At 50.2% G+C, this 22,454-nt stretch carries 17 protein-coding genes; 3 read left to right on the forward strand and 14 right to left on the reverse strand.

Annotated features, from left to right (window positions below; all coding sequences use genetic code 11):
• Positions 1-3: 3 nt before the first annotated feature.
• The 7 genes from DQG23_RS27980 to DQG23_RS28010 form a co-directional block, all read right to left on the reverse strand.
• A complete protein-coding gene (locus DQG23_RS27980; protein ID WP_158560729.1) occupies positions 4-1,134 on the reverse strand; it encodes a TolB family protein in 1,131 nt (376 codons plus the stop codon).
• A 26-nt stretch (positions 1,135-1,160) separates the two neighbouring features.
• The gene (locus DQG23_RS27985) at positions 1,161-3,485 is read right to left on the reverse strand and encodes a helix-turn-helix domain-containing protein (RefSeq protein ID WP_113034344.1); all 2,325 of its coding nucleotides are present in this window, start codon (positions 3,483-3,485) and stop codon (positions 1,161-1,163) included.
• 75 nt (positions 3,486-3,560) lie between these two features.
• Entirely contained in the window at positions 3,561-5,159 is a 1,599-nt protein-coding gene (locus DQG23_RS27990; protein WP_113034345.1) for an extracellular solute-binding protein, read from the reverse strand.
• Between the two features lie 81 nt (positions 5,160-5,240).
• Positions 5,241-6,110, reverse strand: a complete 870-nt coding sequence (locus tag DQG23_RS27995; protein ID WP_113034346.1) for a carbohydrate ABC transporter permease — start codon at positions 6,108-6,110, stop codon at positions 5,241-5,243.
• Positions 6,111-6,188: 78 nt separating this feature from the next.
• Entirely contained in the window at positions 6,189-7,160 is a 972-nt protein-coding gene (locus DQG23_RS28000) for an ABC transporter permease (RefSeq protein ID WP_113034347.1), read from the reverse strand.
• Between the two features lie 209 nt (positions 7,161-7,369).
• Complete coding sequence (locus DQG23_RS28005; RefSeq protein WP_158560730.1) at positions 7,370-8,359, reverse strand: sugar phosphate isomerase/epimerase family protein; 990 nt, start codon at positions 8,357-8,359, stop codon at positions 7,370-7,372.
• Positions 8,360-8,393: 34 nt separating this feature from the next.
• Complete coding sequence (locus DQG23_RS28010) at positions 8,394-9,458, reverse strand: Gfo/Idh/MocA family protein (RefSeq protein ID WP_113034349.1); 1,065 nt, start codon at positions 9,456-9,458, stop codon at positions 8,394-8,396.
• A gap of 181 nt (positions 9,459-9,639) precedes the next feature.
• On the opposite strand from DQG23_RS28010, the gene DQG23_RS28015 reads away from it, so the two are divergent.
• A complete protein-coding gene (locus DQG23_RS28015) occupies positions 9,640-10,482 on the forward strand; it encodes an AraC family transcriptional regulator (RefSeq protein ID WP_113034350.1) in 843 nt (280 codons plus the stop codon).
• A 141-nt stretch (positions 10,483-10,623) separates the two neighbouring features.
• Here the strand turns inward: DQG23_RS28015 and DQG23_RS28020 are convergent, their stop codons facing one another.
• The 4 genes from DQG23_RS28020 to DQG23_RS28035 form a co-directional block, all read right to left on the reverse strand.
• Positions 10,624-12,339, reverse strand: a complete 1,716-nt coding sequence (locus tag DQG23_RS28020) for a hypothetical protein (protein ID WP_113034351.1) — start codon at positions 12,337-12,339, stop codon at positions 10,624-10,626.
• A gap of 21 nt (positions 12,340-12,360) precedes the next feature.
• Complete coding sequence (locus tag DQG23_RS28025; RefSeq protein WP_113034352.1) at positions 12,361-13,194, reverse strand: carbohydrate ABC transporter permease; 834 nt, start codon at positions 13,192-13,194, stop codon at positions 12,361-12,363.
• 11 nt (positions 13,195-13,205) lie between these two features.
• On the reverse strand, positions 13,206-14,087 hold the full coding sequence (locus DQG23_RS28030; protein WP_113034353.1) for a carbohydrate ABC transporter permease: 882 nt from the start codon (positions 14,085-14,087) through the stop codon (positions 13,206-13,208).
• Between the two features lie 67 nt (positions 14,088-14,154).
• The gene (locus DQG23_RS28035) at positions 14,155-15,465 is read right to left on the reverse strand and encodes an ABC transporter substrate-binding protein (RefSeq protein ID WP_113034354.1); all 1,311 of its coding nucleotides are present in this window, start codon (positions 15,463-15,465) and stop codon (positions 14,155-14,157) included.
• A 288-nt stretch (positions 15,466-15,753) separates the two neighbouring features.
• On the opposite strand from DQG23_RS28035, the gene DQG23_RS28040 reads away from it, so the two are divergent.
• Both DQG23_RS28040 and DQG23_RS28045 read left to right on the forward strand, forming a co-directional pair.
• Positions 15,754-17,562: a sensor histidine kinase gene (locus DQG23_RS28040; protein ID WP_113034355.1), complete on the forward strand. Its 1,809-nt coding sequence runs from the start codon at positions 15,754-15,756 to the stop codon at positions 17,560-17,562.
• Positions 17,537-18,808 (forward strand): response regulator, encoded by a 1,272-nt coding sequence (locus DQG23_RS28045; RefSeq protein WP_158560731.1) that lies wholly within the window; start codon positions 17,537-17,539, stop codon positions 18,806-18,808. The genes DQG23_RS28040 and DQG23_RS28045 overlap by 26 nt, the downstream gene beginning before the upstream one ends.
• Before the next feature lie 25 nt (positions 18,809-18,833).
• Here the strand turns inward: DQG23_RS28045 and DQG23_RS28050 are convergent, their stop codons facing one another.
• From DQG23_RS28050 to DQG23_RS28060, 3 genes are all read right to left on the reverse strand, one after another.
• Positions 18,834-19,730: a carbohydrate ABC transporter permease gene (locus DQG23_RS28050; protein ID WP_113034357.1), complete on the reverse strand. Its 897-nt coding sequence runs from the start codon at positions 19,728-19,730 to the stop codon at positions 18,834-18,836.
• 17 nt (positions 19,731-19,747) lie between these two features.
• A complete protein-coding gene (locus tag DQG23_RS28055; protein WP_113034358.1) occupies positions 19,748-20,662 on the reverse strand; it encodes an ABC transporter permease in 915 nt (304 codons plus the stop codon).
• Positions 20,663-20,733: 71 nt separating this feature from the next.
• The gene (locus tag DQG23_RS28060; protein ID WP_113034359.1) at positions 20,734-22,428 is read right to left on the reverse strand and encodes an extracellular solute-binding protein; all 1,695 of its coding nucleotides are present in this window, start codon (positions 22,426-22,428) and stop codon (positions 20,734-20,736) included.
• Between the last annotated feature and the right edge of the window lie 26 nt (positions 22,429-22,454).

Raw genomic sequence — 22,454 nt, forward strand, 5'->3', positions numbered from 1 at the left:
GTGTCAGCTACTAGAATTTGCGCAATCGTTAATGTCCATAACGCCTACCCAAAGCACATCGCGCTCATCGGCGAAGGTGAAGGTAACCTTGCGGCTGTCCGGGCTAAACGAAGGATGCGGGTGTAAGGTATGCGTGCCGCTGTATGGCAGCTCGCACAGCAGCTTGGAACGTTTCGTCGCCGTATCGATCAGCACGAGCTTCGAGATGCCGGGCTCCTGCGTATCCGCCGCCGCGTAACGGCCGTCGGGACTGACGCCTACATGCCAGTACTTGTAGTCTCCGTTAACGAATTCGCGCCGCTCGCCCCGCTTCTCCGCAAAATATACGCCCGTAGGTTTACCCGGACTTTGCGCATATTTCACAAAGTACAGCCCGCTGCCGTCGAACGCCCATATTTCATGCCCGACATACTCCACATGCTTCCCGCTCTCATCTTTCTTCTGAGGAAAGACGTTGCGCGATTCCCCCGTTCGGGTGTCGATCACCCACAGCCGATCCGGAATATGCTCCGTTGCCCCCTCGTGGGAGTAAAATACAAGTTCCGGATCGACCGGATTAATCATGGCATGATTCGCCACCGGATAAGGCTCGTCAAACAGGGGGCGGGCAGCTTCGCGTAACTCCCCGCTTGCCGTATCGACGGTTCCGATAACCCATCGGGCTTCCTCCGGTACAGCATGATCGGAATCCGGATTACCCTGCTCCGGCTGTTCCTGACAACACTCTCTCCAATAAACGCCCAGCATCCTGCCGTCGTTCGTGATCGAAAGCGGCCCGTAGAACGCGCAATGCTCCTCCAGCTTACACACCGCTCGCCGCTCGCCGCTCCATGCGTCGATGGCATACAGCTCGTTCCGGTCGAACAAATACAGGATGTCATCGCACGAAACGACGCCGCGTCCCCAAGCGACTCCTTCCTCCAACACTTGAGCATCGCCCGTTTCCGTATCGACACGCACGACATGTCCTATCATCGTCTCCCGGTCGATATTCGTATGCACGATCAGGTTCCTGCTGTCCGACAACCATGTCATCGCCGTAAAATAATGATGCGCCGTATCGCGCCCTTCGCATCCGACTGCGAGAATCGGCAGCCCTGTGGTTGTATCCTTAATCGTTCTTCTCGTCAGCATGGTTGTCTCCTCCGTTTCTTCCATCCCTATTCGGGATCCTTTTGCGATGCCTGCTCCCGTTCCCGATATTCCCCCGGCGTAAAGCCGGTGCTTTTTTTGAAAATTCGCACGAAGCTGTTAACGTTCGTGTAGCCGACCGCACCGGATACGTCCCGGACCAACATATCGGTTCCGGCAAGCAGCTCCTTCGCCTTCCTCATCCGAATATCCATCAAATAATCGATAAAATTGCTTTCCGTCTGTTCTTTGAACAAGCGGCTCACATGCGAAACGCTCAGCTTGAACTCGCTTGCCAAATAATTGAGCGATAAATCGCTATGCATATAGCGTTCGTCGATAAATGCGGTGATCCGCTCGATAACGTCATTTCGCTCTCGATTGCTCCGTTTCTCCCCGATTTGCTCCGCATACCGGCCTAGCTGATCGATCACGTGATCGGACAGCTGCCGGATATTTTCATATTGGCTGAGCAAGTCGAAGAGCCGGTGCGACGGCGCCTCCTCAAGCAGCGCGGGATCGATCTCCCCTACGGCTTTGGCCGCTTTCATCATAAACTGTACGACAAGCTGCCGAATCATATCGGGCGCGGCCCCGCTGGCCGCCATCTCGCCAAACCACCGCTCCGTCTGCTTCGCCATCTTCTCGCGGTCCGTCAGCCGCAAGGAGTCGACGATCGCATCCGTCATGCCGAGCAGCCGCATAAATTCTCCGCTCGCCGGCTCCCGGATATCCTCACTGGAGATAATCGTGTTGCCGCCGAGAATCATCTTGTACGACAGCGCCGACAAAGCGTCGTGATACGATTGCTGCAGCGTTTCCATCCCTTGCGTCATGCGTCCTAGTCCGATAGAAATCGTCCGCTTGAACTGTTCCTCCACATAACTCTTGATCAGTTCGGCAACCGCCAATACCCGCAGGACATTCGCTTCGCCATCCGAATCGGCAAAGCTGATCACAATGACGACAAGACCGTCCCTTGCTTCGATCGCGACACCTAAGCATTCGGTGTTGATCATCTCCTCCGCCACATTGCAGAGCGCATAGCAGTACAAATGAAGATCCTGCGGCGTGGCAATTTCCGATTTCCGATCGAACTCTGCTGCCATCGCCAGCATTTGCCCGGCATAAAGCGGGAAGCCGATCGCCTCCAAGCTGGGCAGCAGCTCGCCCGGATTTTTGCGTGCGCCGATCAGCGCATCCATCACAAGCCGCCATTTGATAACCGGCTGCGTTTCGCGCATTTGCCGGTACATCCGGTCGCTATCGGCCAAAATATGCGACAACGACCGTTCGATGCTGCCGAATTCATCTTCCGCGGTATGCTCGGATTTGCGTTCATATGCGCGATACTGCTGCAGTTGTTTGGATACATTGGCGAGAACCCGGTTCACAGGCCGGAACATCCAGCTGTTTACGGCAGCCGACATGGCGACAGCCAGCAGCAGAAGAACGACGGAAATGCCGAGCAGCGTATTCCGCACCCTTACCAAAGGCTTGCTGAGCTCCGAGTCTGATACGACGCTGATGATTTCCCAGCCCGTATAAGGACTCTTCATATAAAAGACGGTTCTGCCAATGCCGCTGATCCTCGTACTGAACCGCCCTTCGTCTTGCTCGCTCATTTGTTTGGACCAAACTGCCCCGCTCGCCTGCGATCCGATCAAGGATTTATCCGAATGGCTAATAATCGTCCCCTGCGCATCGGTAATGAATATGTAGCCGGTCGATGGATCGATTGCATTTTTGATCAGATTGAAGATGGAGCGTTCATCGATGTTGAAAGCGACGGCGCCTTTCCGGTATCCCTCCGCATGTGTGAGAGGGTAGGATCGAATTAGCGTCATCACGTTATGCTGAATCGTTTTGGATTCGTCTATGGACAGCTTCCGCGTACCGATTATCTGATAAAAACCTTTGTAGCCCTCGAACGCGGTGATCCACCCGTAATCGAGCCCCGGCTCCTGATTCTGAAACGGATTGGTCTGCGCCCAACGCTTTTTGGCATACGAGTACAAATCGATTGAAAAAATGATGTCATTGCTCAGCAATAAATCGACGATCCTATTATTGATATCGATGGCTTCCTGCTGGTCGGCGGAATCGTTCTCCATGAACGCCCACATATCCCGGCTGCGCAGAAACTGAATTTGCTCCGCGTCGATCGCCTTCAGCACAAGCAGAAGTTTTTCGTTAACCTCATGGAGCAGCGACATGTTCGTTCGTTCGACTTCGGCCTGAAGATGATCGGTCGTGATGAAATAAGACAAGCCCGCTGTCGAAACAATACAGATGCTCAAAAAAAGCAAAACAATCGTTATCGCGCGCTTTGAATGGCTCCGCTTCGTTATCATGCCGCTGCCCCCCGGGTTCTTGAAGAACGAGAAAATAGCGGACTCACTCGGAAGCTCGTTATTTTCTCAATCGAATTATTTGAAGCTGGCTTTATTCTTTTCGTACCATTCCTGCGCGACTTGATCCGCCTTGTCCCCGCCGGCATTCTTGTACTCCTTGCGCATCATATCAAGCGCCTCTGCCGGCGTGATGTCGCCCTTGACGATCGCCCTCGTGCGAATCTCGGTCAGCTTCGGACCGATGCTTGCGAACACATTGCTGATATCCGGCGAGTTTGGCACATACGGAATATCGCGGCGGAACGGTACGCTAAGCGCCGTTTTCATCGCTTCGACGTTGAGCTTCGCCCAGCGCTGCGAAAGCGGATCCTGGGGCGCTCTTACGATCAAATCCTCCAGCTTGAACGTCTTGGCATTGTTCATCAGAATCGCATACTCGCCGGCGTAAGCGACTTCCTTCTTGAATTTGTCCGAATCAATCACTTGAGCGACGCCGTCAACCAATTTGTAATGCGTGTTCTCCGTGCCGTTGACCAGCGTAAACCAACCTTTGTCGAGCATCCAGTCGAGATATTGGATCGCCGCCTTCGGATTTTTCATATCCTTATTGAACGCGACGTAATAAGTGCCGCCCGTTTCCTGGTAAAAGCCAAACTTGCCGTATTGAGTCGAAAAAGCGGCCAGCGGCACCGGATTGGCTTCAGGAACGTTCTTCATCAAGTCTTTCATGTAACTGTCGATGCCGTTGCCGACCGTGCCGATCAGAATGCCTGTTTTGCCTTGCGCCCAATCACTCATCATCTTCTGGCTGTTTTTGTCGGTCAAGTATTCTTTGTCGATGTACCCGTTCTCATATAGCTTCCTTTCGAATCCGATTGCGCCTACGTTGCGGTCGACGAAGTTGGCATTGGTCATTTTGCCTCCTTCGAGGTACCATTGCGAGGTGTGTGCAGCATAAAGACCCCCAATGACGTTAGGCCAGACATACATCGAAACGACAGGCGCATTCGCGCTTCCGGAAAGACCTTTGTCCTTGAACGCCTTCACGACTGCGAAAAATTCCTCCTCCGTCGTCGGTGCTTTCATCCCCGCCTTGTCCAGCCAATCTTGCCGGATCCACATACCGGCGTTGACCAAAGCGTTCGCCGGACGTTTTGTCGTAATCCCATATAGTTTGCCGTCGAAGGTCATATAAGGCTTCAAATCCGGATTTTCGCTAATGTATTTCTTGAGAACCGTGCTGTATTTCTCGATATACTCATCGATCGGTTGAATGACGCCCTGCGAGACGAGCGTACCGATATAATTGCGGTCATAATCCCAGATGAGATCGGGCGCTTCACCGGAAGCAATCAGCGTATTCAGCTTATCCTGCGCCTGGTTGCGAGGAACCGGGACATACTTGACCTGGACGCCGGATTCCTCCTGAATCCACTTGGTCCAGCGGTTCTGTTCGTAGGAGCCTTCGTCGGCGGCAACAGCCCCCCTGTCATACATCGAAACGCTGATCGCCTTCGGCAGCTTGTCGTACTTGTCTTCCGTCTTCCCGGTAGCGGACGGAGCCGGACTGTCACCGCTCTTCCCTTCATCCGTTTTGCCGCAGCCCGCCAAAGCCGAGCCCAGCGTCAGTGCCAGAACCGTCGAGCCTAGCACCCATCGTTTTGATCTCTTCATACCATGACCTCCCACAAAATTTAATTATATCATAAGGCGCTTAGGCCGTTATGAACCGATAGAGGAACTTTGCTAGAATAACTAACCTTTCACGGAGCCCATGAGGACGCCTTTTACGAAATATTTCTGCAGGAACGGATAGATGAGCAGAATCGGCAGCGCGGCCAGCATGGCGGCGCCCGCACGCACGCCTTCCGGCGGCAGCGTGTCGCTCACGTTCGTCGGATCCCCGATCAGCAGCGCGGGATCGAGGTTGTCGATCATCTGATAGAGCTTGACCATGAGCGACATCTTGGTCGAGCTTTTAATAAAGATGAGCACGCCGTAGTAGGCATTCCACCACCCGACCGCATAGAAAAGCGTCAGCGCAGCGAGCACGGGAAGCGCCAGCGGCAGGACGATCCGCACCAGAACCGTCCAGTCTTTGGCTCCATCGATTGAAGCCGACTCCTCCAGCTCGCTGGGGAGCCCTTCGAAAAACGTCTTCAGAACGAACAAATTGTACGTGCTGATCAGACCTGGCAGCCAAAGCGCCCAATACGAGTTCATGAGCCCCAAGCTTTTGATGAGCAGAAACTGGGGGATGAGCCCGCCGCCGAACAACATGGTGAAAACAATCATCCCTAGAACCGGCCCCCGCCCGCGCAGATCCGCTTTCGACAGCGGGTAAGCCGCCATAACGGTAACCAAAATGTTCAGCGATGTGCCCACGACCGTCATCAAAGCCGTATTTCGCATCGCGACGAACAGCTGACCGTCATCGATCAAGTTGCGATAGGCATCCCATGTAAAATCTTTCGGCCATATCGATACGCTGCCTGCCCGAATCGCTTCGCCCGAGCTGAAGGAAACCGCCAGCACGTTCAGAAACGGAAACACCGTTGTGAACGTGCACGCCGCCAAGAAGAGATATAAAATGCCGCGGGACACGCTGCCCTTCCTAAAAGCCATACGCAGTCCCTCCTTTCCGTAAACCTTGACTTGAATCCAGCCTCGAATCTTTCCATAGCCTCGTACCGCACCCGTTTGCTACCATAACGCCCGCTCTCCCATCGCCCGTATGATGCGATTCACGGAAAGCACCAATACCAAGCCTACGAGGGATTGAATCAACCCGATGGCGGTTGTGTAGCTGTACTGCAGGTTGACGAGGCCCAGTCTGTAGATGTAAGTGCTCATAACGTCGGAAACGCCCGTTACCATCGGATTCGTGAGCACCCATACTTTCTCGAAGCCGACGTCGATCATATGCCCCATTTGCAGAACGAGCACAATCGCGATCGTGCTACGGATTCCGGGCAGCGTTACGTGCCAGATTTGCCTCAGCTTCCCGCCGCCGTCGATTCTGGCCGCCTCATACAAATGCGGGTCGATGCTGGACATAGCCGCCAAAAAGAGAATGGTGCCGAAGCCGGCGTCCCGCCATATGCCGGAGAACACATACACGAGCGGCCACCAAAAGTTGCTTCCCATAAAATAGATCGGCTCGAATCCGAACGCCTTCAGAACATAATTGACAAACCCGGTGCCCGGAGACAAAAGTCCGATTACGATCGTGCCGAGAATAATCCAGGACAAAAAATGGGGCAAATACAGCAAGTTCTGCACGACCCGCTTATACCATTCCACCCGTACTTCATTCAGTACGATGGCGAGCGCGATCGGCACGGGAAAACCGATGACTAGCCCATATACATTTAAGAGAAGCGTATTGCGAACGATCTTCAGCAGATCGCTGCTGTGCATCAGCCGGTTAAAATGCTCAAGTCCCACCCATTTGCTTCCCCAAATGCCGTCGGCCAGCCGAAAATCTTTGAATGCGATGATTTCTCCGAATAGAGGCAAGTATTTAAATACGATAAAGTAAGCGACAACCGGGACGAGCAGCATATAAAGAAACGGTCTGCGCTTCAGGTCCCTCCAGAACGATCTTCGTTTAACCGTCTGCTTGACGCGTTCGCTTTTGCGGCTTCCGGCGTCTGCGGCTGGTTGTGCAAGCATGCTTCTTTCTCCTTCCTATCTGTGGTCCGCCTGTTGCGTTTCGGCTTGATCCCAACAATAACAACCGCCGTCCCCTATGAAAATATCCACTTTTTGCGGGCTTTCGCATGCTTTGCTCGAACCGATACACCATTTTTGCTCGGATACGCTTTTCATGATAAAAACCCGGGCGCAATGCGCCCGGGCCATGTAAAAATATAAGAGTTCTCTTATTTGCCGCTATGTAAATTCAATCTTTCCAAGATCCCCCGCAAATGCTCAGCGCCGCTTGTTATCCTTTCTTCCATTTGTTCCAAGTAAGGGATCGCTTCGTAGGAATCGACTGGCGGCAGCTCTCCTGAGACAAGCTTCTGCTCTACCGTCCTGACCAGTTTCATATATTGTCCGAACTCATAGGTCGTCAGCTTCTGGTTTGGCGTGAACCAATCCTGCTCGAAAACCGGGAACTCAAAAATCCACTTGTGATCCTCGATCGACAAAGGCAAATCCGGGTTGTATTCACCCAGAACGGCAATGATGCTCGCAAAATCGACAATCCCTTGGCCGGGCGCTTTTCCTTGCCTGCTGACCCCATTCGCCGAAAAGAAGACGATTCCATCCTTGATGTGGGTCAAGTGCGTATAGGGAGCGACCCGCCTTGCCGCCAGTACGGGGTCCTCCGCATTCACGAGCGTATTCCCGGTGTCGAGGCATACGCCGCATATATCCGCACCTGCGGCTTCAACAACCTGCAAAATATCGAAGGTGGAGTCGCCGTGATTCTCGAGATTGATGCGGCTGCCACACTCCTCAAGCGCCGGTCTCAGACTTCGTACGAAATCGGCGCTCCTCGATAAATGAGTGTTCCATGGAACGGGATGCTTGTAACGCTCGTCATTGTGGCTGATTACACTCCTCAGCTCATGCCAGCCGGCTTTGGCGAAGATTTGAATATCGCGGATGATTGCGGCTCTCGCTTCATCCTCCGATTGATGGAACAGGAGCGGGTTGCACGCATCCACTGAAACGTTTATATACATCCCGAGCGAATTGGCGTAATCCCTTACATGCAGGATCTCACCCACATCTCGCTTGCTGCTTAATTCTCCTATGCCGCCGAACTGCACGCCTTCCAATCCGCGTTTGTTGGCATAATCAAGACACTGATAAGGATCCAGGTTCAATTCCCGGAGCGTAAAACTGTCGATTCCTATCCTCAAGGCCATTCCTCCTCGTATCGTATCTCTGCCGCTTTCAATGTGCAGGCTGCAGGGGAAGGCTGACTACCGCCTTCGTTTCCTCGGCCCGATAAGCGGCTTCCGCCACTTCAACCGTTTTTCGGCTGTCCGTCCCGTCGGTCAAAATTTCCGCCTGTTCGCCTCTCAAGCTTCTCACCCATTGCTCGATGCAGCGCTGATGGCCGGTCAGGTCTCTCTTGACGTCAACCTTGACGAAGCTTCCTTCGCCTTTCATGTCATAGTGAAACAGCTTGGACGATCCATCATGAATTTTGACGTATGTGCCTTTGCCGGTCATAAAGTACGCTTCACCTTTCGTACCGGTGACATGATTGAATTCGTACCATAATCCATCCGGAGCTTGATGCGATTGCGTGTACCAGTTAATGGAGAGCAGGGCCAGCGCGCCCGACCGCATTTTGGCCAATACGGCTCCGATGCTTTCCCCTTCCATGCGATCCCGCTCCGTCTTCGTCATACAAGTCACCTGGTCCACTTCGCCTTCATACCATCTGAGCGAATCGATCTGATGGGTGAGACAGCTCATGATGGCGCCGCCGCCAAGCATTTCCTTCGATCGCACCCAGCTCCGCTCGGGGAAAACGACGTTCTGATTGTGCTCCAATTTCCAGAATAAAATGTCCCCCAGTTCGCCGGAATCGACCACATTCTTAAGCGCCTGCCAATCGGAGTCGTAGCGCCGGTCATGGCAAACGGTAAGCGATACGCCGGCTTTCTCGCAAGCCCGGATCATTCGGTCGCACTCCTCCACATTACGGGCCATCACCTTCTCCGTCAACACATGTTTGCCTGCTTCAGCAGCCGCAATTGCGGCAGGCGCGTGCAAGTAATGAGGAAGAAGAATATCGACCGCATCCACGTCCTTGTCAGCCAAAATCTCGGTATAATCTCCTACAATGGCAACATCCTCGCCCAGCAGCCTTCGGATCTCCGTGTGGCGGCTTGCGTCAGGCTCGGCTACAACGACTTCGCAAAGCTCCGCGAGACGTGTAAACCCCGGGGCATGTGCAGCCAAAATGCCTCCTCCGCCCAAAATGCCGATCTTCAGTTTAGCGCTCATTTCCGCCTCAACTCCCTCATGATTTCTGTCACGGGACCATTATCTCACTGGGTCATGAAGTCAGAAATGACAAATTGTCTGATTTTATACACGCTTTTTTTCGAAGCCTTCTTGTTGTGCTTGATTCGATTGCGCGTTGCACTATAATAAATGTAATTACTCGAAGAAGGCGGAAAGAAGTATGAATGACTCCCGGTTTTTGACCACCGTCCTGAATTCGCTCGATTTTACTTACTTCGGGGGCAATACGACGCGATTCGACGTGAAGAAATCGTATCGGTACGATCAGCCGTTCACGCTTGTTTCTCAAATTACGGACGGTCCGCTGCTTCTTCAGATCGGGAATGCCGGTTATAAGGTCGAGCCCGGGCAAGGGTTGATCATCCCGCCGAATACCAAATACGAAATCGATATGCCGGGACCTCAATTCGTCACGCATTGGCTGAATCTGGACATCACGCTTTTTGACCATTTTCAACTGTTCGACTTTATAGAAACGCCTTATGTCACCTCCGTAGACATCGGAAATAACATCGGTCGGCTTCAGGCCGAAATAACCGCCTTGATGAACGCCGATCCGATCGACGCCAGCACATCCTTGTACAAGACGGCGCAAGTCAAGCAGCGAATGTTCGCTCTGCTGGAAATTGTCCTTTCCGTCTCCCGGTACAGGATCGGCAGCTTCGAGGATATGAGGAAGTTTCAACGGTTTCAACCCGTGTTCGACTACATGGAGGAACATCTTGCCGAGAAAATAAAAGTGGCGCGGCTGGCCGAGCTGATGTACTTGTCCACCTCCCATTTCTATAAGGAATTCAAACAAGCTTTTCAAGTTTCTCCGATGCAATATATCCAAGCCCAGAGATTGAAGAAGGCGCAATATTTGTTGGCTACTACGGATTTGACGATGGGGGAAATCGCGAATCGGATCGGCTATGATCATTCGTATCCGTTCATCCGATTTTTTAAATCGATGTACGGCAGCAGTCCCGGCAAATACAAAAAAGCGCTCCCCCGGCTATAGTGATCCCAATAAAAGAACAACGGCAACTTTGGACGATAAAGTCCTAGAATGCCGTTGTTTTTTTGAGCTGCGATGATGAGTATCGTACGGATACGGTGGATATGAAATCTTCAACTGGTCCTAACTATTTCCCGGTTTCGGTTACACGGGCGGCCTGACCCAGCTATGCTGCACATAGGTACCGTCGTCTTCGATCATGCAATGATAGATTTGAATGAGCTCTTTCATGGCCTCCTCGGCTTGAAGATTTCCCTTCAGCAGCGGCCCCCAATTTTGCTGCTGCGGCCAAGGCCATTTGCCTTCTGGAACGGCCGCGTACCTGATCTTATCCAGCAAAGCCCTTATATATAAAATCCTCCAGCGCCAAGAGGACTTGGCCCGCTGCGGCAGCAGCGCATCCACCCGATTCGCAAGCCGATAGGCTTCTTCCGCATCCTCAACGGCCGCCCAGCCTCCGTATGCGACCGTAACTTGATTGTTCTCGATGAAGCGAATCAGTTTCATCACGTCGCTAACGACCTCATGCGAGAACTCATAAGCGATATATTGTTCCAGTATTTCTTCCGCCGTATAATCGGCATCCCAATAAAACATGCTGATCACAACTTTATTGATATCTTCGTAAATCCCTTCGGAATAAGGAATTCCGCCGGTTACCTTATGCTTCACTTGATTCCACAGCGCTTCAAACCGTTTGGGAAGCGGAGTGGCCCCATAACCCCCCCACGGAAATAGCCCCCACATGCTGATCTCCGGAAAATTCAGCAGCGGCAAGCCGCCGGGAACTTCTTGCTCTAGAGGGTATGCAGGGAAATCCTCATGGGCATCGGCGAGTATATAATCCGCCCAGCCGTTTTGCTCGCGAAGAACCTCCGCGAGTCCTTCCCACTCGCCTTCATAAGGCGTATCGAACATCCAAGTCGACAAGATGACTTTCAGCTTGGGAAAAACGCTGCCAGCCGTTTCAATAACGGCTCTTGAAATTCGTACATATCCGTTTGCCCCCCACGGAGAGCATGCCTGACAAGCGCATCCGCCTTCATCGTACGGCCACACGCATAAATAATCGAGTTCGACTTCCTTCAATCGATGGAATGCTTCCCGCATATTTTCGAGGATATACTCTTGGGCTCCCGGGATACTGGGGCAGATGTTGTTGCCGTGATTTCCGCGCCTGCCCAAAGGGTCCGGATTGGGAAGCGCTGCGAACGCCGCGCGCGGCAGCTTGAAATCCTGATTGGGAGCTACCGTCAGGCCGATGTCGAGCCCTAGCTCTTTGGCAGTCCTGTAGGCCTTGTGCAGCTGCACAAAAACATTGTCTGTTTCCGCGTCCTCCCAGCCATATAGATTCACAATCGGAAAAACGAGCGCAATCGTATTGACCCCCCAGAGCGCCAGATCCTCCAAATACTCCCTAATTTCCGCTTCAGGCGCCACCTGATACCAGTTAAAAAAATGACTCGCCAAATACATCCCCCGTACGCTGCCCCTTGGCTGCGAGCTGCCCCGCCAGGTCGAAGGCACAAGCCCATCCTGCGTGTATAGCGACGAGTGAAGAAACTTCCCCGCTCCGTACAGCAAGCCTCTGATGTCGTTGCCAATAATGCGGATTTCATTACCTGGCCCGCCGTCAATGCGGAATCCTTCGGAGCCGACGCCCGTTTGAATGGAACAAGCGATCGTAAGCTCTCCTTCCTGGCCTCTATCCAGGAGCCTGGCACCGGAACGCTCCTCTATGCGTCGCTTCACGATAGCCCGCAAACGCTCGGCAAAGCCGGCTGAAGTTCCTTCAATCGTCATTTTGATTGTTCCGACGCCCTGTTGGGACCTATTAGCCGAGCTTGAATTCAACTCCATTCCCCCACTCCCTCTTTTGTGTTAACCCTTGGTGGCCCCTGCGATCAAACCGGAAACGATCTGTCTTTGCAACAATAAATAAACGACAATACTCGGCAAAATGACGATGACGGCCGCAGCAAAAACCGCTCCGAGATCGCTCCCGAACTGCTGGCTTTCGAAATATTTCATCACTAACGGGACCGTACGGTTTTCTTGACCGGATGTAATGAGCAGCGAATACAGGAAGTCGTTCCATGATGCAAGATAGGCCAATATGGCGGCGGTAGCAAATACCGGTTTTGCCAAAGGTACGATAATTTGAAAATAGGTCCTTACGAATCCGCTGCCCTCCATATAGGCGGACTCCTCCATATCTTTGGGAATCGTCAAGAAGAAGCTCCGGAAAATATAGATCGAGATCGGCATGGACAACGATACGTATACGAACACAAGCCCCGCCTTCGTATCGTAAAGACCGATTTGCTTCAACAATAAATACAGCGGAAAAATAATCGCGGTTGTCGGGACCAGCAAAGACAAGGAAAGGACGGAGAACATCCATTCGCTGCCTTTGAATGGATGTCTTGCAAACACATATGCCGCCATACTGAATAACAGCAGGACAAAGACAACGGAGACCAAGGTGACAATAGTGCTGTTTAAAAAAAACAGCAGCAGCGGGGCCTTCTGAAACGCGCTGATATAGTTGGCGAAGCTTAATCGGCTGGGCAAAGAAAAAGCGGATTCCAAAATTTCAGGAGTCGTCTTGAACGACGCAATGAACGTCCAAACGAATGGAACAATCGAGATGCATGCGATGATGCATAAAAAAATCAATCTCAATCCTTCCTTGGTTATTCTGCGTATGCTCATGGTCTTTCTCCTTACTCCAGATAATGGGATTGTCCTAATTTCGATAACTTGGTAATGAATAAGATGATGCCAATGCCAAGGACGAATATGACGGTTCCGATTGCGTTTGCATAACCGTAATCATTGTCTGACATCGCGGTTTTATACAGGAGAAGCGAGAGGTTCATCGTCTGGTTGCCCGGACCTCCGTTCGTCGTTAAGTAAATCACCTCAAACATTTTCAAGGCGCCGGTCGAAGCCAAAATGAGCGAGGTCGCGATAATATTTCTTAACATGGGAAGCGTGATGTAGCGATGGACTTGGGTGCCCGTCGCACCGTCGATTGTAGCCGCTTCGTAGATGGAAGCGGGAATTGCAGCAATTTCAGAAGAGACGATCAGCGTGATGATGCCCGCAAACAAGATCGACGTCAGCGTAACCGACAGAAATGCCGTTCTCGGATCCATATACCAGTTCATTTCGAAATCGGAAAACCCTATCCACTGAATGAACTGGTTGACGAGGCCGTAGCTCGGCTGGAAGAACGAATAAAACAATCTCGCAAGCGCCGCTACGGCAATCATATTGGGAATCAAATAGACGACTTTAACGAATCTTGAAAACTTGTCCCGCCGCATCGTAACTAGCGCCACAAGTACGCCGAGACCTACGAAGACGGTGCACTGCAGCACCAGCCAGATCAGCGTGTTAAACAAACTCGCAATAAATGCCGGATCGTGGCGGAATAACGCCGCATAGTTTGAGAATCCGTTGAAGACGATCGGACTGACAAGATGCCATTCGGTAAAGGAGGTCACGATAACGGTTCCCAGCGGGTATGCGTAGAACATCAGAAAAATAATGACCGTAGGCGCGATAAACATGCCGATCCAAAACTTATGTTTGATGACCATGACATTTAACTCCCTTGCATAACCTGTTCTTACTTGTTATACAGCCGCTTTGTCCAGGAAATCATAATTACTTGATTTGACTGGTTAGCGTTTTGGCGAATTGTTCAGGGGTCTGCTTGAACGCAAGAGACGCAAGATTCTGAGTGATGTTGCTGGTGACGCTTTCTTGATAAATCGCCCACGGCGTAACGTACGTATACTTGGCGCCTTTCGCTTGGTTGATCAGATCTTTCAGCATCGGATCGATCTGGTATTGAGCTACGTCGATATTCTTAGAAGCGGGCACCAGGTTCAGCTTGGTCAACTTATCGATTTGGCCTTGCTTGTCCGTAAGGAATTTAATGAATGCAACCTCAGCATCGTATTTTTTCTTATCCAAGCTGCTTGCCATGAAGGTGAAGCCCGGTGTAGAAAAAATGCCGTCCCCTGGGAATTTGGCGACTCCCAGATTATCCTTTAAACCTTTAATCGATTTTTGCTCGTCGTATGCGTCGGCCGTCAGCCAGATGCCGTTGGCAATCATGGCCGCTTTGCCTTGCAGGAAATAGTTCATGGCTCCTGCATAATCCAGGCCGACCGCATCTTTCGTGGAATATTGAGTCAGAATCTTCTTGAGATTATCCGCGGCGGCGATGACTTCAGGCGTCTCATACGTTTCCGGATGATTGGTATTCGCCAGTTTGTTGCCCGCTTCGCCATTGGTGCCGATCAACGAAATAAACCACAGATTGGCGGTCCATCCGTTTTGCGCCGTGTTGGCGGCGATCGGAGCAATTCCTTTGGCCTTCAGCATTTCGCACTGCTTGAAAAATTCCTCCCAGGTTGTTGCAGGCGCTTGAATACCGGCATCATTGAATAATTGTTTGTTATAGAAATACCCGACGACGTCTTTATGGCTTGTGACAGCATGCCATTTGCCGGTATTGTGGTTCCATGCCTCCATGCCGCGTTCGTCAAGGTTGGACTTCCAATCGGGATCAGCCTCAATATACGGCTTGAGGTCCAACGCTACACCGCTTTTAGCTGCCAAATCCGCAATCGAACCGCTATCCGTAACGGCAATATCCGGAAAATCTCTGCCCGAGATCATCACTTTCAGTTTCTCGTTCATCGCGGAATCGTCAGGCACGTCCTCCACTTTAACGACAATCCGGTTTTCATTTTGCTTGTTGAATGTTTCGATTTCTTCTTTTAAATACCCGGCAAACGGATGATTGCCGACCCATGAAGTCAAAAACTTAATTTCAACGGGTTCCGTTTGGGCAGGCGAATTCGTCGAGGCGCCGCCACCGGCTTTATCCGTACCGCATGCTGACACCGTTGCCGTCAACATGACCAGCGAAGCAACTGAAGCCATATTCCGAAAACGCTTACTCATTGCGTTGATCCTCCCTTAGTTCGTTTGTATTTTACTTACCTTCCTTATCTTAAAAAAATCGGGCACTCTATAGAATAGAACCCTATGACTTCAAGTATTGTATTTTTTACTTGATTTTCAATTTCGGAGCGGCTGCCGTTCTTCCTCGAAAGAAAGTTGTATCTTTTTTACTTTCTATCAATTTCATTACCTTATTCGCGAATCATTTTCTTTGTCAAAGGAAATCAAGCGCTTCTAGCGAATGGTTTATGTACATCATTGCGTTAATTCGAAGGCAGGGAGTTAAACATGCTGCGCAATCTCTTTACGAACCGCTCCATCAAAAGAAGTATGATCGTTTTCGTAGCCGTTATCGTCTTGATCCCTATGGTCACGACGGGTATCTATTTTTATGCTGTCGTTTCTTCCATTTTAAGCAATCAGGTTCTCAATAAGTTGAACGATTTCACAAATGAAACGAACAAGCTTATCCATTCCCAGTTTGAGAGCACAAGCAATTTATTTTTTAATCTCATCAACAATAAAGACATTACGGAAAACATAAGCCATTTAAACAAAGACAGCGTTCAACCCGCCAATCAACTATTAATCAGGGATACGCTGCAAAAAGGGGTTCAACATAATCTGTTTTTCAATTATGCGTGGGAAAGCGGCCTAATCAACTCGATATTTATTTTTAATGCCGACGAAAAGAATTATTTCTATTTGAGATACGATTCCTTAAAACTGATCAATACGGAAAACTACTCGGAGCTGGTACGTAAATACCGAAACCAAAACAGCCGATTCGAAATCATCCCCCCGACAGCCGTCAACCCCACCATTTTTTACATCCGTAATTTCTATGATGAGAACGCTTCTTTAAAAGGCACCATCGTCTTAGACATTAATGAAAGTATCATCTCAAAAACGTATGAAGGCATCAATCAATATAAAGGCTCCCAAGGGATGATTTTTAACAACGACGGGATTGTCGTTTCAGCCACCGATAAAACCATGCTCGGAAAAAAAGCGCCTGATGTGATGCTGACGAAAAAAATGACCGGCGCAGGCAAACAAATAAAAATCGATAATCAGAAGTTCTGGATCGCTGCCAAGGAAATCAAAGGCTACGATCTGACATCATTAATCGTTGTGCCTGAAAAGTCAGTCTTTCTGGACCTGAACAAAAGTATCCGAAATTACTTGTATATGATTGCCTTATTAGTGATCATTTTCGTTGTTATCGGAATCTTATATTCTTCTCATGTTATACGCCACATTAAAGATCTTATTGAGAAAATGGAAAAGGTACAGCAAGGCAATTATAATGCCCGCATGGGCGGGTACAAAGAGATCGAATTGATTCGCTTAAGCAATATTTTCAACAAAATGATCAACCGCATCGATTATTTGTTCAATGAGGTATATAATAACCAGCTTCTCATTAAAGAGGCCGAGTTAAAATCGCTGCAGGCGCAGATTAACCCCCACTTTTTGTTCAATGTACTCCTTTCGATTGGATGGAATGCCAAAATGTCAAAAAACGACACCATCTATAAGATGGTGTCGTCACTGAGCGAGCTGCTGCAAGCCAGCATTTATACGGATTCAAACCAGACGACTACGATTAGGGAAGAAATGAAATATGTGGAGTTTTATCTTTATCTTCAGAAAGAACGCTTTGGAGATAAATTCACAATCCAAGTGGATATCGATCAGTCGGTCATGGACTATTCCCTTCCCAAGCTGTGCATTCAGCCGATCGTTGAAAACGCAATCGTCCATGGGCTGGAAAATAAACTAACTCAAGGCAATTTATTTATCAGCGCCTATGAGAAGTGCGGAATGCTCGCCATTGAAATCGCGGACGATGGAGTCGGATTCGATACCGCCGCTTTGGACCTCGAAGGAAATCATAAAGCGGCATCCAAAACATACGATAAAAACCACACTCACATTGGATTGGTCAACGTAAACAAGCGAATGAAATTCATGTATGGCGATAAGTATGAAATTGCCGTTCACAGCGAACAAGGTAAAGGGACTACTGTTTCGATCCGCATACCGGCATATAAAGGAGGGTCTCAAATTGTTTCGGGTCATGATTGCCGATGATGAACACGTAATCAAAAACGGGCTTAAAAATTTTATAGACTGGGATGAACTGGATTGCCAAATCGTCAGTGAAGCCAGCAACGGCTTAGAGGCGCTGGAGGAGCTGAAAACGAAAAAAATCGACATCGTGATCACGGACATCAAAATGCCCGGCTTAAACGGCATCGAGCTGTCTGAAGCGGTTTCCAAACATTACCCGAAAACAAAGGTTATTTTACTAACGGGTTTTGCGGACTTTTCATTCGCCCAATCCGCCATTCAGTATGGCGTGATTGATTTTATTATAAAGACGAACCCCCTCGATAAAATACAGGAAGCTATTCGGAAAGCCAAAAGCTTCATCATCCAGCAGCGGGAAGCGGATTCGAAAATCAGGCAATTAGAAGAAGTAATGACCAACACGATACCGGAGATCAAACGAAGCTTCTTGCAAGATGTTCTCCACCGCAGCATCCACCCGGCCGACGTCGAAACCAAAGCGCAGAGCCTTGGAATAAACCTAAAGCATTATTTTATATTAGCATTCGATATAAAAACTAAGGCGGATACCGATTCGTACAATCCCGATAAAGAGGAACATCTCATCACGTCTGTAATCCATTTCCTGAATCAGTCGTTTAAAGACTACAGCCCGATCCTTTTGATTCCAAGTAATGAAACGGTGATCCTGCTTGTATCGTTCGAGGAAGATGATTATTCCCTTCATATACGAGACGTCAACCGAATTTGCAATGAGCTCATCGAAATTTCAGAAAGCTTTATGAACACTGTCGTTTCGGTTGGAGTCAGTAATATGCATACCTCCCTATTGGAGCTGCATATCGCGTATCAAGAAGCCAAACAAGCGTTATCCGAGCAATTTTATACGGGATTACAGATCTCGATGATCGAATCCGTCACCTCTATCGTCAGCGCCAAAGGTAACGACAATATATCGATCGAGAAAGTAATATCATATATTGAAGCTAATTACAGCAACGATATCGATCTGCAGACGCTGGCCAATCACGTTCACTTGAATAGCAGCTATTTGAGCCGCCTGTTTAAAAAAGAAACGGGTGAAACCATCACGGAAGCCATTACGCGATACAGAATCCAGCAGGCAAAGCTTCTTTTACAAAATAGCGAAACCAAGGCCTACGTAGTCGGCATGATGGTAGGTATCGGCGACTCCGCGTATTTTTCAAATGTGTTCAAGAAATACACAGGCCTTAGTCCGAAGGATTATCGTGCTAAATTTAGGTGAAAAATGCTTGTGACGATCCGCAACCCTATCCTTTCACGCTGCCAAGCACGATGCCTTTCATAAAATATTTTTGCAGAAAAGGGTAAAGGACCAGAACAGGCATCGCGGCCATAAAGATTTGCGAAGCTTTGGTCGTACGGTCCGATACTTCCGCCAGCGCCTTCATATCCTCTGCCGTCAAGTTTCCTCCTGCGGTGAACAGCTCCGTGCTTACGACAAGCGTCTGCAAGTAGGTCTGCAGCGGATAATTCGCCGGCGAGTTCATATAGATCAGGCCGTCGAACCAGGAATTCCATTGACCGACACATGTAAAAAGCAAAATGGTCGCCAGCGCAGGCATCGATATCGGAACCATGATTTTCCACAGCAGCTGCCAGTGGGTACAGCCGTCGACAAATGCGGCCTCCTGGATTTCCTTCGGCGTACCGCGAAAGAAATTGAGCAGCAGCACGATATTAAACACCGCCACCGCTCCCGGAAGGACAAGCGCCCAGATCGTATCGAGCATATGGTAGTTGCGAATGACCATATAAGTAGGAATGAGTCCCCCGCTAAACAGGATCGTCACAAAGAAAAACCACACATAAAAGGTTCGCATGGGGAAATCCGCCCGCTCCTTCGACAGCGGATATGCGGAGATAATGACGACCGCTAAGCTGATGATCGTCCCCAGGACAACCCGTTTTATGGAAACCAGCAGCGACTGCAGAAATTCCGGTTTGGACAGCGCGTATTTATAGGAGCTCAGTGTAAAATCAACCGGCCACAGCTTCACCGCCCCCGCCGTTGCCGCCGAGCTGGAGCTGAAGGACAACGCAAGGATGTTAATGAGCGGAAGCAAGCAAACCACAGCCAAGACAATTAGAAATACATTGTTACAGAGGAGAAAAATTTTACGTCCCAGCGAGTCGTTGATGTCCATGAATGCCTCTCCTTTCTTTAGAAAATGCGGTATCCGGCTAATCGGTAAGCCAGCCAGTAAGAGGCTCCGACAAAAATCAAAGAGACGACCGATTTGAACAGCCCGACAGCTGTCGCAACCGCATACTGGGCATCGATAAGGCCGAGCCGGTAGACGAATGTGTCAAGAATATCCCCCGTCCGGTAGACGAGCGGGTTATACAGATTGAACACTTGGTCGAAGCCCGCATTGAGCACGCCTCCGAGGCTGAGCGTCGCCATCAGCACGATGATCGGCAGCATGCCCGGCAAGGTCACATGGATCGTCTGCTTCCATCTGCCCGCACCATCCATGACGGCCGCTTCGTACAAGGTAGGATTGATGCTCGTGAGCGCAGCCAGATAAACGATCGTGCCGAACCCGAATTCTTTCCAAACGTCCGTGACGACAAGCACGTAAGGAAACAACTTATCGTTGCCGAGAAAAAATATCGGCTTCATCCCGAACCAGCCCGTCACTTCATTAAGCAGCCCCTGCGAAGGCGAGAGAATATCGATCAGAATCCCGCCCAGGATAACCCACGAGAGAAAATGCGGCAAATAAATGAGCGTCTGAACCGTTCGCTTAATCGAGGATTTCCGCACTTCATTCAGCAGTAAAGCCATAACGATCGGCGCCATTTGGCCGAATATGATTTTCAGAAAAGCGATATAGATCGTGTTCCAAAGCACCTGGCCGATTCCGGGCATTTGGAGCATAAATTCGAATTGATCCCAGCCTACCCACTTGGAAGCGAAAAAGCCCTTGGAAGGAATGAATTGCTGAAAGGCAATGACGATTCCGGCCATCGGGATGTAATGAAAAAATATTAACAACAGAACTCCGGGCAGCAGCATCAGATGCAGAGGGAGATGCTTCTTCCATAGTCTTCTTTTGGCGGCAGCCGCATGCATCGCTATCATTCCTTTGTGTATTCATTAAGAAGGAAGCAAGGACAAACCCTGCCTCCTCCAAGTTCCTCCGTCTATTTTTTGGCTTTGTACCAGTCATTGACCTCGGTTGTAATTTCGTCTCCGCCCAGCTTCTTCCAGTCGGCAACGAACTTATCGTATTCGCCGATGTCCGCTTGGCCCATGATGATCTTCGTGAACACTTCCTGCTTCATTTTGTCCAGCGTGCTTTTCTTGGCTGTCATCGTCGGCGTGCTCGGACCCGAATATTCGTCAACCAGGTACTTGTTATCCTTCACATAGTCGCTTACTACGTTCATGCCGCCTTTTGGGCCCGCCCACTTATAGGAAGACCAGGCTTGCCCTTCCTCATTGCCGTCTTTGAATTTGCCGGACAACCACAGCTGGTAAAGATCATAATGATGCTTCACGTCGGCAATCGGATTATCCACGTACTTCCCGGCATCTACGGATGCTTGAACGCCCCGGTGAATATTGATGAGCTCCAGCGGGTCGCTTATAATGACTGCCGCAAAAGCCGATACGTTGATCTCCTTGTTTTCGCCTCCGTACCAGTATGCGTCCAGACGCCCTTCCGGACCATATTGCTTCTCTACCGCAAAATTCAGCAGCTTCACGAGCGCTTCCGGATGTTTGAACCCTTTGCGAACGACGTAGTAGTTTCCGACCGGAACGCCGCCCGAGGTGCTGGCCGGCTTATCGTCAAAGGAGATCAGAGGATACGGCTTCCAATCAGACTTTTCCTTCTTGTAATGATCGGTGAGCGGCCACCATACGGCGCCTTCTCCGGAGTAAAACATCCCTGTTTTGTTGGATGCGATCAGCTCATACGCCTTGGCCTGATCCTTGACAGCAAATTCCGGATCGATCAGACCGGCCTTGAACATTTCCTGCAGCTTTTGCAGCGCAGGCTTGAGACCCGGCTGAATGTCCCCGTACACCAGCCCCGATCCGTCCTTGACCCAGCGGCCCGGATAAGCATGGAAGCTTTCGAAGAAGCCCATCATGGAATTCAGATCCTTATTGATGCCGCCGAGGCCTATCGTATCCTTCTGGTTGTTCCCGTCGGGGTCTTGGTTGGCGAACGCTTCCGCGATTTTGTATACGTCATCCATCGTTTTCGGCTCCGCCAGATTCAGCTTCTTCAGCCAGTCTTGACGAATCCAGAGCATTTGGGCGCCGGTACCGGTAAACGTAACCCCCGGAAGCGCAAGCAGCTTGCCCCCGAATGTGGAAGCTTTGATGCCGTTTCCTCCGTCATTAGAGATGACCTTCTTCGTTTTATCCGAAGCATACTTATCGAATATGGCCGTCAGGTCTTCGACCATATCGGCGTCGACAAGCCGTTTAAGCTCATTGGCGTTTACCGTCAAAATATCCGGAATATCGCCCGAGGCAATGGTGACATTCATTTTTTGCTGCCATTGGGTTTGCGGAACGCTCCACTTATTGACAAGCTTAATGCCCAGCTCCTCTTCATAGGAGCGGTACCAGATGTTGTTGTCGATACTGTCGCCCTTCTCGAATTTAAGGGACGGCGGCAGCCACCTGGCCGTAGTCACTTCAATCTTGGACTCGTATTTGCCCAGCGGCTCGTCGGCGGTTTGTTTGTTTACGGTAGTTTCTGCGCCTTGGTCATTCTTGTTCCCGCCAGATCCCTCGTTCGTGCTGCTGCCGCATGCCGTTACGAAAAGAAGCTGTGCAGCTGCGGCGAATAGCAGGTAACGCTTTAGACTTGCATGTCGCATGTTTCATCCCCCTTGAGCTGTAAACG

The sequence above is a fragment of the Paenibacillus contaminans genome (genome assembly GCF_003285015.1).
GTDB lineage: Bacteria > Bacillota > Bacilli > Paenibacillales > NBRC-103111 > Paenibacillus_V > Paenibacillus_V contaminans.

Bases quoted from the DNA above. Each gene is read 5' to 3' on its own strand.
- DQG23_RS28050 (WP_113034357.1), bottom strand. From the start codon at position 19,730: ATGGACATCAACGACTCGCTGGGACGTAAAATTTTTCTCCTCTGTAAC.
- DQG23_RS28030 (WP_113034353.1), bottom strand. From the start codon at position 14,087: ATGGTCATCAAACATAAGTTTTGGATCGGCATGTTTATCGCGCCTACG.
- DQG23_RS28000 (WP_113034347.1), bottom strand. From the start codon at position 7,160: ATGCTTGCACAACCAGCCGCAGACGCCGGAAGCCGCAAAAGCGAACGC.
- DQG23_RS27995 (WP_113034346.1), bottom strand. From the start codon at position 6,110: ATGGCTTTTAGGAAGGGCAGCGTGTCCCGCGGCATTTTATATCTCTTC.
- DQG23_RS28015 (WP_113034350.1), top strand. From the start codon at position 9,640: ATGAATGACTCCCGGTTTTTGACCACCGTCCTGAATTCGCTCGATTTT.
- DQG23_RS28060 (WP_113034359.1), bottom strand. From the start codon at position 22,428: ATGCGACATGCAAGTCTAAAGCGTTACCTGCTATTCGCCGCAGCTGCA.
- DQG23_RS27980 (WP_158560729.1), bottom strand. From the start codon at position 1,134: ATGCTGACGAGAAGAACGATTAAGGATACAACCACAGGGCTGCCGATT.
- DQG23_RS28020 (WP_113034351.1), bottom strand. From the start codon at position 12,339: ATGGAGTTGAATTCAAGCTCGGCTAATAGGTCCCAACAGGGCGTCGGA.
- DQG23_RS28025 (WP_113034352.1), bottom strand. From the start codon at position 13,194: ATGAGCATACGCAGAATAACCAAGGAAGGATTGAGATTGATTTTTTTA.
- DQG23_RS27985 (WP_113034344.1), bottom strand. From the start codon at position 3,485: ATGATAACGAAGCGGAGCCATTCAAAGCGCGCGATAACGATTGTTTTG.
- DQG23_RS28040 (WP_113034355.1), top strand. From the start codon at position 15,754: ATGCTGCGCAATCTCTTTACGAACCGCTCCATCAAAAGAAGTATGATC.
- DQG23_RS28035 (WP_113034354.1), bottom strand. From the start codon at position 15,465: ATGAGTAAGCGTTTTCGGAATATGGCTTCAGTTGCTTCGCTGGTCATG.
- DQG23_RS28010 (WP_113034349.1), bottom strand. From the start codon at position 9,458: ATGAGCGCTAAACTGAAGATCGGCATTTTGGGCGGAGGAGGCATTTTG.
- DQG23_RS27990 (WP_113034345.1), bottom strand. From the start codon at position 5,159: ATGAAGAGATCAAAACGATGGGTGCTAGGCTCGACGGTTCTGGCACTG.
- DQG23_RS28055 (WP_113034358.1), bottom strand. From the start codon at position 20,662: ATGCATGCGGCTGCCGCCAAAAGAAGACTATGGAAGAAGCATCTCCCT.